We start from the raw sequence: 13,676 nt of genomic DNA, 5'->3' as shown, positions 1-13,676 counted from the left end.
GCTGATTGCCCGGGTAGCTCCATGCTCCCAGGCGATCAGCCTTTTCTTATTTGAAGCTGTCTATCTTACCGTAATTGACGTGCGGCTGTAGCCTTCCTTCGTCTTATGAACCTCAAGGCTGGCTGGGAAAGCGGCCTTAAGCTCCTGAACATGGGAGATAACCCCGATCATCCGACCTGAACGCTGCAGGTCGATCAGCGCTTCTATCGCCTTGTTCAAGGCGTCCTCATCTAGTGAACCGAAGCCTTCATCGATGAACATCATTTCGATAGATATACCGCCTTGATGTGCCTGAATGACGTCAGTCATCCCAAGCGCTAAGCAGAGAGAAGCATTGAACTTCTCGCCGCCGGACATTGTTTTGACATCGCGGTTCTGACCCGTATAGGCATCATATACATCCAGCCCAAGTCCACTTTGCTTGCCTCGTGTTTCCAGCCTGTCACTTCTTTGCAGCACATATTGCCCGCCGGACAGATGTTGAAGCCTGACGTTAGCCGCATGCAGAATCTGCTCAAGAAACTCAATAAGGATGTAGCGTTCGAATGATATTTTTAGCGCGTTATCACCTTTCAGCATCTGATACACATCCAGCACCTGCTCCAGGCTAGCTTCCAGCTCTTTCACCAACACGGCAGCAGATGCAAGCAGCTTGCTTAAGCGCTCCGCTTCCTCCGCATAACGAGATGCCGTCTGCATGACGCTAATGACAGTGTCCAGCTTGAGCTTCAGCTCAGCAGTCTTAGCATTCAGCACCTCCATATCGGAGGGCTGCTTCTCCGCGAGCTCAAGCTCAAGCTCCGCTACGCGGTGCTCGGCTGCTGCAACAGCCGTCTTATAGCCCTCGATCTGCTGTCTAAGTGCTTGTCGCGCATTGTCCGGCAGAGAGGCCGCCTTGTACTCTTCTTCGCTCTCGAATCCAGCCTTCTGAAGCTCCTGTGAGAAGCGTTCAGCCGCTTGCTCGCTGCTGCTTCGCGCTTCTATGAATTGCTGCTCGGTCTGCTCGGCGTACACCTTCTCCTCAGCAGCCTTCATACGCAGACGCTGCACCTGCTCCTGAATGGCTTTCCATGCGGCGGCCAGCCCCTCTGACACTTGACGCTGTGCGGTCAGCTTCTGGTTCATCGCCTCAGGAGAACGCAGCGACAGCGGAATACGCTCCAGCTCCTTCTCCAGCAAGGATTGCTTCGTGCTTCGCTCGACAGCCGTCTGCTGCTGCTGGGTCTGCAGCGCTTCCTTCGCCTGCTGCAGCTGCTCCATTCTCTCCTCAAGCTCTTCTGCTTGCTGCTTCACGCTCCGGTAAGCCTTGCTCTGCTGCTGCAGGAGGTCGGTCTCCTCCTTGAGCTGCTTCCAGCGCTGTCTTAAGGATGCTTGCTGAGCGCTTAGATTGGCCGCTTCGCCCCCCAGCTCAGCAAGCTCTGCAGCGCTTCCGTCCCAGCTTGATCGGGAGGCTGCTGCTTGTAGCCTCGCTTCATTAAGCTCGCGCTCCACCACACTCAGCTGCTCCTTCGCCTGCTGCAGCTGCTCTCGCGATGGAACGGCCGAGGACATCACCGCTTTGTCAGGATGCTCCTCGCTTCCACATACAGGACAGGGCTTACCGTCATGCAGATGAGCTGCGAGCAGGCTTGACTGTCCTTCAATCCACCGGACCTCAAGCTGCTCATGCTCTGCACGAATACGGCCTAGCGCCTGCTGCAGCTCAGCTTCCATGCCAGCCTGCTTCTCTAGCTGCTTCTCCAGCTCAAGCAGCTTCGAGATATGCTTGCCCTGCTGCTCAATCTGACGCAGCTCCTCGAGCTTCTCCGGCAGGACCATCGTCTCGCCTTCAATGGCTCTAAGCTGCTGCCCATAGGATAGCTTCGTTTCCTTGGCTGCCGCTATAAGCGCTTCGGCTTGGCTTAGCTTCTCACTCCCACTCTTCTCCTCCTTGACTAGCCGCTCTACGACTTGCCGCTGCGCATCCAGTGTCTGTACAGCCGGTGCCAGCTCTGTAAGTCTGTGAAGCTCTCGCTCTGCCCCGATGCGTTCCGCTTCTCGCAGCTCCTCGCGGCGATACTGCTCCTCCGCCACAGCTAGTGACTGGGCTGCAGCCTCTGCTCCAGCTCTGCGCACGTCACGCTGCTTGCGCTTCGCCTCTGCCTCCTGTCTCGCTCGCCCCGCCTGCTCCGCGTAAGGCAGCAGCTGAGCTGCCCGCTCCGCCAGTGTCAGCTGGCGGCCCAGCTCAGCATGATCGCCGCGCTGCTGCTCCAGCTGCTCGCGCCGCACACGTTCGCCAGCAAGCTCGGCGAACCGCGCGTTCAGCGCAATCGCGCTTGCCAGCTTCGCCTGCTGCGCCTCCAGCAAGTCTTCTAGCGCCGACTTGCCAGCTTCCCCTTCCCGCGTAAGCTCGCGGTAATAAGAGATCTCCTGCTCCAGCCCTTCGGTCAGCTGCGCAGAGCTGTACACATCCTGCCCTAGTGTCCGGGCGAATGCACTATCCTCCCGCAGCGGCAGTGCTTCCGCCGTCTGCTTCATTAAGAGCTCGGCCCTCAGCCTCGCTTCCTTCAAGGCATCGTTCAGCTCGCGGTTACGCTGCTGAAACCGAGACTCGAGCCGCTGATACAGCTCAGTCCGGAATATGCGGCGCAGAATTTCCTCTTTATTGTCCGTATCAGAGGTCAGCAGCTTGCGGAACTCACCTTGCGGCAGCATGACGATCTGATTGAACTGTTCCTTCGTGAGCCCAATAATCGTCTCAACCTTCGCATTCACATCCGATACTGTGAATCGGTCTACAGCAGGAAGCTCCTGTCCGTCTGTTGTCTCATACAGCTCTGCCTTGCCGCCTGTCTCACTCTTATTCGTTCCTTTGCGATGAGGCAGCTGACGGAATAAGCGATAAGACCTGCGCCCAATTGCGAAGTCGAACTCCACTGCTGTATGAATGTCATCCTGGGCAAAATGGCTCCGAAGCATACGCGGCTCGGAACGGTCTTCACCGCTTGCCACGCCATAGAGCGCGAAGCAGATCGCATCGAATATCGTCGTTTTTCCCGCTCCCGTGCTCCCGGAGATAACGAACAGCCGATGGTTCTCTAATCTAGCGAAATCTACCGTTTCCGCATCGCGATAGGGACCGAATGCGGTCATCGTTAATTTGAGCGGCCTCATACGGCACCCCCTTCCTCGCGCAGCAGCTGCTCGAACGTCTCTGCGAACAGCTGCTTCTTATGATCACTTAGCGGAACACCTTTTACTTCCTGATAGAAGGACACGAACAAGGAGAGTGGATCCGCTTCTCGCCGACGGACTGCCAGACCCGCATCCTCTGCCGTCTCCCCAGCTGCAAGCAGCGGCGTTACGCGCCTCTCAACATGCAGCGCATTCGGGTAGATTGCACGAACCTTCTCCATCGGGAAGAGAACAGGGTTATCGTTGAGAAGAGTGACGAATACATAATCCTCACATATCGGATGCGTCTCGATCTCCTCCATCGTTCCCGTTACCCTCCGCATTTCGCGCAGCGGCTTGAAGTCTCTTTTACCGATCGCCACTGCCCCATTCTGATCCAGCTCCACAACATAATAGCCCTTGTTATGATTCTCCTCCGAGATCGAATATTTCAGCGGAGAGCCGGCATACCTGATCTTGTCCTGCCCGACAAAATGCGCCTGATGCAGATGACCAAGTGCCGTATAATGAAACGGGTCAAAATAATTCGCACGTACATGCTCCGCCCCGCCGATCGCCAGCGGACGCTCGGAATCGCTCGTATTAGGCTCTGCCGCACCGGATGCGGTTACGAATGCATGTCCAATGAAGACATGTCTGGCTCCCTTGTCGAGCTTCTCTTCAATCCGCTTCGTTACCGCACGCATCGCGTCATCATGCGACCGTATCTGTTCATCGCCAAGCGCAAGCCTCACCTGAGCTGGGTCTGCATAAGGCACGAGATAGAAATGCACTTCCCCATACGCATCACTCAGAACGACCGGCTTCATATCTGCCTTCAACCGCCCTGCGATATACAGTCCGCGGCTTTCCATCATCGACGTGCCGAAGTCTATCCGATCTGGACTGTCATGGTTGCCTGATATCGCCAGAACGGGCGTATTCAGCTCCATTACAATGGTTCTCAGCAGCTCATCAAGCAGCTCTACTGCCTCCGTAGGCGGTACTGCACGATCATAGAGATCGCCAGCAATAATAACGGCATCCGGCCGTTCTTCTTCTACAGCTGCTGCCAGCTGCTTGAGCGCATAGCGCTGATCTTCTGTCATATATACACCCTGTACCAGCTTGCCCAAATGCCAGTCTGCGGTATGAAATAGCTTCATAGTAATAGTCACGTTCCTTTCCATCTGCGAGCCACCTATAAATACCCGCAAACATATTCCAATTCGCCCTGCAGCAGCTAATTTCCTTCCAGCAAATATTTCCCCCAGCCTTGTCTGTGCTGCTGCTTGTGAATGAAAACCGCGATGCACGAAGGGATGAATCATGCTCCATAGGCATGTGAAACAATTGTGAACGCTAGAATAGAGAGCTTCCTCGGCGCCATGCGCACTCCTCTGCTCAGCGTCGCTTCTTATGTATTGCCTGCTATAGCTGCAATAAAAAAACCTTAAGAAGACTACTATTAACTAGTGTCTTCTTAAGGCTTATTCCCTTCCTATTCGTTCAGGCAATCGAGGATTGCAGATACTCATCCATAGAGATGTAATCCATGTCATGAGCCTTCGCAACCGCTTGATGTGTGAGGCAGCCGCCCATCGTATTCACTCCTGCCCGAAGAGCCTCGCTGCTAGTTAGCGTCTCATATAAGCCCTTACTGGCAATAGAGAGTGCATAAGGCAGCGTCACGTTCGTAAGTGCCGCTGTCGAGGTCTGCGGTACCGCCCCAGGCATATTCGCTACCGCATAATGGAGCACACCATGCTTCTCGAACACCGGATCTGCATGAGTGGTGATGCGGTCTATCGTCCCCACGCTTCCACCTTGATCAATAGCAACATCTACAATGACTGAGCCTGCTGCCATCGTTCGCACCATATCCTCTGTCACGAGCTTCGGAGCCTTAGCTCCTGGAATAAGCACAGCGCCAATCAGCAGATCTGCCTCCGCGGCAGCTTCCGCAATTTGGCTGGCGCTGGAGGACAGCGTCTGCACACGTCCGCCGAACCGATCCTCCAGCGCACGCAGCCGGTTGGCATCGGTATCCAGAATCGATACCTCCGCTCCTAGGCCGAGCGCAATCTGCGCCGCCCCCGTTCCGACCACGCCGCCGCCGATAATAGCGACCCGGCCTTTCTTCACACCTGGAACACCGCCTAGCAGAATGCCTTTGCCGCCTCGAGTCTTCTCCAGAAACTGTGCGCCGATCTGTGCTGCCATCCGTCCAGCAATATCACTCATCGGAGTCAGCAGCGGCAGCTGGCCGTTAGCCAGCTGTACGGTTTCATACGCAATAGCCGTTACCCGGTGCTGGACAAGTGCCTCTGTCAGCTCCTTCTCAGCCGCAAGATGCAGGTACGTGAACAGAATGAGCGACTCGTGAAAATAGCCATACTCCTGCGGCAGCGGCTCCTTCACCTTCATAACCAGCGCTCTTGACCATACCTCCTCTGGCTTCAAGGAGATCCTTGCACCAGCCTTCCTATACTGTTCATCTGTGTAGCCCGAGCCGATGCCCGCTCCCGTCTCTATATACACCTGATGCCCATGACGCGTCATCTCATATACGCCGCCAGGCGTAATCGCGACTCTGTTCTCGTTGCTCTTGATTTCCTTCGGAACCCCGATTTCCATAGCCGCCTCTCTCCTTCTCCACCAATGACTATTCCTCTATCTCTACCTTTACCCCTATCTTCTCCATTGCTACACTCTGCTTCTAAAAATACCGCGAAGTAATCATTTTCTTCTTCGTATAGAACTCAACGCCATCCTTGCCGTTAGCATGCAGATCCCCATAGAATGAATCCTTCCAGCCAGAGAATGGGAAGAACGCCATCGGTGCTGGGACTCCGACATTGACCCCGAGCATGCCAGCTTCCGTCTCCTCGCGGAACTGCCTGACCGCCTTCGCATTGTCCGTATAAATAACGGCTGAATTACCGAACCGAGATTGGTTAACGATGGCGACAGCTTCGTCCAGATCAGCCGCTCGCAGCACCGACAGCACAGGGCCGAATATTTCTTCCTGCGCGATGGTCATATCGGGCTTCACCTCATCGAACAGCGTCGCGCCGAGAAAATACCCCTCTTCACTCCTACAGCTGTTCTTACGGCCATCCAGCAGCAGCTTTGCTCCCTCTTGAATTCCCTTCTCTATATAAGCTTCAATCCGCTGACGATGCTCAGGGCGAATGACAGGCGTTAGCGTCACATCCTCCCGCATGCCATCACCCACAACCATACTGGCTGCCGCCTGCTGCAGCGCCTCCATGACTGCACGGCCATCGCCGACGACCACAACTGCTGAGCATGCCATGCAGCGCTCGCCTGCACTTCCGAACGAAGAAGCGATAATATTCTCAACCGTCTTCTCAACATGAGCATCAGGCATGATGATGTGATAGTTTTTGGCGCCTGCCAGCGCTTGTACTCTTTTGCCGAAGGAAGAAGAGCGTTCATATACATATTTGGCGACTGGCTGCGAGCCTACAAAAGAGATCGCCTTCACATCTGGGCTTGCCGTCAGGCCGTTCACGACAGCATGGCTGCCATGCACCATATTGAGCACACCATCCGGCAGGCCCGCTTCATGGAACAGCTGCACGAGCCTGCTCGCTGTAAGCGGCGTCCGCTCCGATGGCTTCAGCACGAACGTATTGCCGCAGGCAATGGCAAGCGGGAACATCCAGCAGGGCACCATCATCGGGAAATTGAATGGCGTAATGCCGCCGACCACCCCAAGAGGAACACGGAACAGCTCCGAATCCATATCTGTCGCAATATTGGAGAGAGTCGAGCCCATCATAAGCGATGGGGCGCCTGCCGCGAATTCAACACATTCAATGCCGCGGAGCACCTCCCCATAGGCTTCCTTGTAGCTCTTGCCATTCTCCAGCGTAATGAGCTGAGCCAGCTCCTCATAATGCTCTTGAAGCAGCTGCCAGTAACGGAACAATACTCTTGCCCGCTTCGGAACAGGGGTTCTGCTCCATGACTCGTAGGCAGCCTTAGCCGAGGCTACAGCAGCATCCACATCCTCCTGCTCCGACAAAGGCAGAACAGCAATGCTCTCCCCCGTCGCTGGATTGAACACATTGTCAACTTGATTGCCGGAGGCAGCTACCCATTGCCCGCCGATAAAATTGGACAAATGCTGCGTTCCCTGCAAGAGGTCTGTATTTCTATTCATTTTCAGCTCACTCCTGGCTGCATATTTTTTCACCTGATCCATTAGACATCTTGTATACTATTAATAAACCTCATTAGGGCGGTGAATGCCGATGGTCGAAACGCTGCTGCAGCTTACAGTAAGAGATATCCTGCAACGTCCCTTGTTCCAGAAAGCCGAGACGATAGCAAGTGAAGAAGCACTCAACCGCACAGTCAAATGGGTACATATTATGGAAGTCATCCAAGTTGGTCATCTCTTGAACGGGAATGAACTCATCCTCTCGACAGGTATCGGATGGCATGATGATGAAGAACGAAGTGTCTCCTTCCTACAGCAATTAATCGACTCTGGAGCCTCTGGATTATGCATTGAGCTGGGCACTTACACGAAGAAGCCGTTTGACCGCATGATTGAGCTTGCCGAGCGCGAGCACTTCCCACTCCTTTTTTTCCACGAAGAAGTCCGTTACATCGATATTACACAGGATCTGCATGCCTACTTCATTCACCAGCATCATCGAATGGTATCGGAGCTCGAATTGCTGTCCACCCAATTGAACCAGCTCTTGCTCTCCGGCAAGGGCATCATGTCTCTTCTCAAGCTGCTGCATCAGACGACTGGCGCACAGGTAGCCTTCTTCCCACTTAATGCGGAGGCACAATTCATGCCCCATATGCCAAGAGCCAGAGCCGATGCCTTCTATGAGAAATGGGTCTATGGCGAGATGTTCGCCGCACCCCAAATCAAGCATAAGCTGGCTCACCGTCCTATTCTTGCTCTCGATCATCTATTCGCCGATCTGCTCCTGCAAGCAAAGCATGAGCTTAGCGAATTTCAAATTCTGGCGTTGGATCGCTGTGCAACAGCTATTGCACAAGAGATGATGCGTACGAAATACATGGAAGAGAAGCGCCGCTATAAGGATGATCTGTGGGTGACGGAATGGCTGAGCGGGAAGCATACTCCACAAGATATTCGTGATTATATTAGCTCTATCAAGCCTTCTGCGAAGCTGAGCAGCGTCATCGTCTGCCTGTTCCGTCTAGACGTTAAGCTCGCAGAGTGGAAGGATGGCGAGGCGCTGCTTATCCAGAAGAATATGGTGGCTAGAGCTATATTTGAAGGTGAGGGCTTCTACCTGCTGCCAGCCGCGCTCCATGAGGCGATCGTATTCGTGCTGATCGATCAGCTGAATCAGATTAAATGGAAGGAACGGCTGCTGCGGGCCATCGAGCGGCTGCGCAAAACCGAACGCCATCAGGAGCCTGCACTTTTTGGCGGGACGGTGGGTGTAGGCAAATATATGACCGATCTGGCACAGGCTCAGGAGAGCTACGAGTCGGCTCAAGAAACGGTAGCGATACAGAAGGACATTGGGCCGCTGCCCTCGCCTTTCTACAATGATCTTCACGCGTATAGGGTCATTGCCGCTCTTAAGAAGACAGGCATGCTGCCTACTCTAATAGAAGAATATATCGGCCCAATTACCCGCTATGATCAAGAGAAGAACAGCCAGCTGCTCAAAACCTTGAAGATCTATCTAGCCCTGTCAGGCTCCAAGCAGGATACGGCCAAAGAGCTGTTCGTCGTGAGGCAGACACTCTATCACCGCCTGGACAAAATCGCGTCCTTGCTGGGCGATGATTATATGAATCCAGATAAGCGGCTTGCGATAGAGCTTGCCCTTCATGCCTATGAATACACCTATGGAGCTATTAAGTAGCCTCTGCCATACATCATACGTAGCCTTACCTAGCTTAGTTTGGCCTCAGCGGACAACTGCTTAATAATCAGATTAGACATATATTTGCGAGCATCAGCGGAGAACACGTGTACAGTGGCCGTTTCTCCGCCCGGATGCTCCAGCTTCAGAATAGCACCGCTTAACGTTTCTTCTACTCCACATATCATAAAATTCCTAGCAATAAAGCCATCCATTCGTTCCTTCTCTTCCAGAAACTCCTTATAGGCGGACATCCAATGACCTCCCGTCAGCTTAATCGTCTCGTCATGCTATAGCTTAATGGCTTCCTTGTCCCCAGTGAGCGGAGCTCACGCTGTATGATACGTATTTCTTTTCAAAAACTGTCCCGAGCCGGCAGTCCCTACGAATTGCTGTTCTCGAATGACGAATTCACCTCTGGACAATACGCTCGCTGGAACACCCTTAACGGTCATTCCTTCAAAAGGATTGTAGTCCACGTTCATATGATGCGTATCCGCTGAGATCGTCCTCTCTACCGTGGGGTCGAACAGGACGATATCGGCATCGCTTCCTACTGCTATCGTTCCTTTTCGAGGGAACAGACCGAACAGCTTCGCATTCCTAGTCGATACGATATCTACGAATTGATTAAGCGTAATACGTCCCTTGGCAGCTCCTTCGGAATACAAGAGGGAGAATCTATCCTCAATAACCGGACCGCCGTTCGGTATTTTGCTGAAATCACCTAGACCGAGATCCTTCTGTCCCTTGAAGTTGAATGAGCATTGGTCTGATCCAATCGTCTGAAGCTGTCCCGTCCTCAGCGCATTCCATAATACATCCTGATGGTAAGTCTCGCGCAGCGGCGGGGACCATACATACTTGGCCCCTTCGAAATCTGGAAGCTCCAGATACGATTGATCCAGCACCAAATATTGCGGGCACGTCTCACCCCAAATATCGACGCCTTGACTGCGAGCCTCGACGATCGCTTGGACCGCCTCGGCACAGGTTACATGTACAACATAGAGCCGTGCACCCGTCATCCCAGCAAGCTTCGCTGCCCTGCCCGTTGCTTCCCCTTCAATGGCAGACGGTCTCGTCAGCGCATGATAGATCGGGTCCGTATTGCCTTCGGCAAGAGCCTTCTCCACCAGATATTCGATGACATCGCCATTCTCTGCATGTACCATTACCATTGCGCCTAATTCCTTCGCTGTCAGCATGGTACGGTACAGTGTACCGTCATCAGCTTGGAATACATTCTTGTAAGCCATAAAAACCTTGAACGACGTAATACCTTCCTCATTAACGATATCTGGCAGCTCCGCAAGCACAGCATCGTTGATCTCGCCAATCATGAGATGGAAGCTGTAGTCAATCGCCGCTTTCCCCTCGGACTTGGCATGCCATTTCTTAATGGAATCGCTGAGCGGCTTGCCTTTGTCCGTCAGGCAGAAGTCGATAACCGTCGTTGTACCGCCGAAAGCGGCTGCAATCGTACCTGTCTCGAAATCATCGGCTGTTACTGTACCGCCGAATGGCATATCCAGATGGGTATGCGGATCGACCCCTCCAGGGAATACGTATTGTCCCGTGGCATCAATGATCTCAGCATCTGCCGACTCCAGTCCAATTCCAATCTGCGTAATGATCCCATTGTCGATGAGCACATCCGCCTTATAGGTGTCTGTCGCTGTTACAATTGTCCCGTTCTGAATTAACTTAGCCATTCGCTATACAGCCTCCTTCGCGTCAGGTGGTGCTTGCTTGGAACCGACACTTGCTACTGCTTTTTGCCGTTCATTCCATGACATCGGCAGCTCCGTCGGTGGAATCTCGACCATCGCAATAGCATCTTCAACTGGACATACAATAGAGCAGAGATTACAGCCTACGCAATCTTCCTCCCGTACTAACAAATAAGCACGGCCATCAGCATCCGTATGACGTTCGATGCATTGATGCGAGGTGTCTTCACAAGCAATATGGCATTTATTGCATACGATACAGTTGTCCTCATTAATACGAGCAACAACCTGATAATTCAGATCCAGATCTCCCCAGTCGGAATATCGGGTAACAGATTTCCCAATCAGCTCCGTAATAGAGCTTAGACCCTTGTCATCCAAATAATTGTTCAGCCCGTCAATCATGTCCTCCACGATGCTGAAGCCATGATGCATCGCTGCTGTACAGATCTGGACACCTGTTGCCCCCATTAGCATGAACTCGACTGCATCCTTCCAGTTGGAGATCCCGCCAATGCCGGATATCGGGATATTCACATAAGGATTACGAGCGCATTCCGCCACCATATTAAGCGCAATCGGCTTAACCGCCGGACCACAGTAGCCGCCATGAGCCCCCTTGCCCCCGACATGAGGAATCGTGTTCCATGAATCCAGATCAACACCAGCCAAGGAGTTAATCGTATTAATAAGCGAGATCGCATCGGCCCCGCCGCGAACAGCTGCCTTCGCCGTTGCCGTAATGTCGGTAATGTTCGGAGTCAGCTTAACGATAACCGGGGTCGTAGCAACCTCCTTCACCCACATCGTCTGGGCTTCTACAAGATCTGGCTGCTGACCGGAGGCAGCCCCCATCCCTCGTTCCGCCATCCCATGTGGACAGCCGAAGTTAAGTTCGAGGCCGTCTACGCCGATCGCTTCCACTTTCTTCACGATCTCATGCCATTTCTCACGCGTTGGCTCGACCATTAATGACGCTACGACCGCATGAGCTGGGAATCTTTTTTTGGTCTCATAGATTTCCTTCAGATTAATCTCAAGGGGCCGATCCGTTATTAGCTCAATATTGTTGAAGCCTGCTACGCGCTGCCCATTGAAATGAACAGCGGCGAACCGAGAAGACGTATTGATGATCGGATCACCCAATGTCTTCCATACAGCTCCTCCCCAACCTGCTTCGAAAGCACGCTGCACCTGGTATCCTGTATTCGTAGGCGGCGCCGATGCGAGCCAGAACGGATTCGGAGATGAAATGCCCGCCAGATTCGTTCTTAAATCAGCCATTACGTACCCCTCCCACCATTTTGTTTGCTTGCTGCTAAGCTATCCCTGTTCCAATCCATTCAACTGGTCGATCTCCCGTTCGCCAGCTTCATTCCTGCCATTTCAATGAAACACATCTCATGACGATGTTCTTCCAATCACCGGTGTAGCTCATGCAAATGATCCCTTCATGCCACATTATTCGTAGAAGATAGCCTTGCTGCTAGCTACGCCGTCTCCTCCTGTAGCTTCACCAGCTGCTCATAGATCGAATATGCAGCTCGCTTGCCTTGCTGCGCTGCCGATACGACCATCGCTTCTCCTTGACCTTCGCCGAATATGACATCCCCAGCAGCGAAGACTCGTGGATCTGATGTCTGGTAGGTCTGCGTATCAACCGTAACAACTCCGCGTTTATGCACAAGTCCAAGCTGCTCAATTAGCGGCATATGACGTGTCTGGCCAATAGCCAGTATGACAGCATCAAGCTCCATTACGAACGCAGAGCCTTCTATTGCAACTGGCCGTGCCCGTCCTTCGGGGGATTCCTCCAGCCGCATCGACACACATTCCATGCCAGTCACCTTGCCGTCGGCATCACCAATGATTCGCGTCGGTGCCGTAAGCCACTTGAATTCCACTCCATCCTGCTTGGCGAAATCGAATTCAAAATTATAAGCCGTCATTTCCTCGGCTGTCCTCCGGTAGACGATCTTCACATTGTCCGCACCGAGCCGTACCGAGCAGGTCGCGGCATCAATAGCGGTGTTGCCCGCTCCAATAACAGCAACCCGCTTGCCGACAAGCTCGGTATGAACCGCTGTTTTGGTCGACTCTACGAAGTCGATTGCATCGTATACGCCTTGCAGCTGCTCGCCTTCAATGCCAAGCATTGGCACCTTCGACATGCCAATTGCAAGCACAACAGCGTCGTACTTATGAAGCAGCTGCTCCACGCTAATATCTACGCCAACCTTCGTATTCGTCCGAATATCTACGCCCAGCTGTCTAACCTGCTCAACCTCCCATAACGAGATTTCCTGAGGCAATCGGAAGGATACGATACCATACGTATCCAATCCTCCTGCTTGCTCCTTCGCTTCGAATACCGTTACAGCGAAGCCGAATCTAGCAAGCTCCCTTGCTGCTGACAGCCCTGCAGGTCCGCCGCCGATAATAGCAGCGCTCTTGCCATTGCTCCGACCTGCCGTGAACAGCACCTGCTCATTACGAATTGCCCAGTCCGTCGCATAGCGTTGTAGATCTCCAATCATAATCGGCTTCGATGAATGATTAAGCACACAGGCGCCTTCGCAGAGCTCCTCCGTTGGACATACGCGTGAGCAGGTGGCTCCAACGGGATTCGCATCCATAATCGCTCTAGCCGAGCCCTTCATATTGCCAGAAGCGATCTTTTTGATAAAGGATGGAATGTTGATCCCTGTTGGACAAGCCTGAATACATGGGGCATCGTAGCAATACAAGCAGCGATTCGATTCCTCAATCGCCTCCTTTGGCTTCATGCCAGCCTTCACCTCAGCGAAATTTCGTCTTAATGCTTCTACAGAAATATACGTAGTGCTCATCTGTCCCATCCCCTCCTCACATGCTCGAATGCTTGCCAGCTATT

Annotated in this window: 9 protein-coding genes; 1 reads left to right on the top strand and 8 read right to left on the bottom strand. The window is 53.2% G+C overall.

The window, feature by feature from the left end:
• Positions 1-60 precede the first annotated feature (60 nt).
• The 4 genes from AC6ESP_RS23495 to AC6ESP_RS23480 all read right to left on the bottom strand — a co-directional run bounded on the left by AC6ESP_RS23495 (position 61) and on the right by AC6ESP_RS23480 (position 7,345).
• Complete coding sequence (locus AC6ESP_RS23495; protein WP_497099164.1) at positions 61-3,153, bottom strand: AAA family ATPase; 3,093 nt, start codon at positions 3,151-3,153, stop codon at positions 61-63.
• Positions 3,150-4,319 carry an exonuclease SbcCD subunit D gene (locus tag AC6ESP_RS23490; RefSeq protein WP_497099199.1) on the bottom strand — a complete coding sequence of 390 codons (1,170 nt, stop codon included), beginning with the start codon at positions 4,317-4,319 and terminating at the stop codon, positions 3,150-3,152. Before AC6ESP_RS23490 ends, AC6ESP_RS23495 begins: the two co-directional genes overlap by 4 nt.
• Positions 4,320-4,662: 343 nt before the next feature.
• The gene (gene ald / locus AC6ESP_RS23485; RefSeq protein WP_497099163.1) at positions 4,663-5,790 is read right to left on the bottom strand and encodes an alanine dehydrogenase; all 1,128 of its coding nucleotides are present in this window, start codon (positions 5,788-5,790) and stop codon (positions 4,663-4,665) included.
• 82 nt (positions 5,791-5,872) lie between these two features.
• Positions 5,873-7,345, bottom strand: a complete 1,473-nt coding sequence (locus AC6ESP_RS23480; protein WP_497099162.1) for a CoA-acylating methylmalonate-semialdehyde dehydrogenase — start codon at positions 7,343-7,345, stop codon at positions 5,873-5,875.
• Positions 7,346-7,436: 91 nt separating this feature from the next.
• On the opposite strand from AC6ESP_RS23480, the gene AC6ESP_RS23475 reads away from it, so the two are divergent.
• Positions 7,437-9,050: a PucR family transcriptional regulator gene (locus tag AC6ESP_RS23475; protein ID WP_497099161.1), complete on the top strand. Its 1,614-nt coding sequence runs from the start codon at positions 7,437-7,439 to the stop codon at positions 9,048-9,050.
• 29 nt (positions 9,051-9,079) lie between these two features.
• On the opposite strand, the gene AC6ESP_RS23470 is transcribed toward AC6ESP_RS23475, so the two are convergent.
• The 4 genes from AC6ESP_RS23470 to AC6ESP_RS23455 form a co-directional block, all read right to left on the bottom strand.
• Entirely contained in the window at positions 9,080-9,304 is a 225-nt protein-coding gene (locus AC6ESP_RS23470; RefSeq protein WP_497099160.1) for a hypothetical protein, read from the bottom strand.
• 75 nt (positions 9,305-9,379) lie between these two features.
• Complete coding sequence (gene hydA, locus AC6ESP_RS23465; protein WP_497099159.1) at positions 9,380-10,765, bottom strand: dihydropyrimidinase; 1,386 nt, start codon at positions 10,763-10,765, stop codon at positions 9,380-9,382.
• A 3-nt stretch (positions 10,766-10,768) separates the two neighbouring features.
• Positions 10,769-12,067 (bottom strand): NAD-dependent dihydropyrimidine dehydrogenase subunit PreA, encoded by a 1,299-nt coding sequence (gene preA / locus AC6ESP_RS23460; protein ID WP_497099158.1) that lies wholly within the window; start codon positions 12,065-12,067, stop codon positions 10,769-10,771.
• A 206-nt stretch (positions 12,068-12,273) separates the two neighbouring features.
• The gene (locus AC6ESP_RS23455; protein WP_497099157.1) at positions 12,274-13,632 is read right to left on the bottom strand and encodes an NAD(P)-dependent oxidoreductase; all 1,359 of its coding nucleotides are present in this window, start codon (positions 13,630-13,632) and stop codon (positions 12,274-12,276) included.
• Positions 13,633-13,676 lie beyond the last annotated feature (44 nt).

The organism is Paenibacillus xinjiangensis, assembly GCF_059686975.1.
This window is presented reverse-complemented; position numbering and strand designations above follow the sequence as displayed.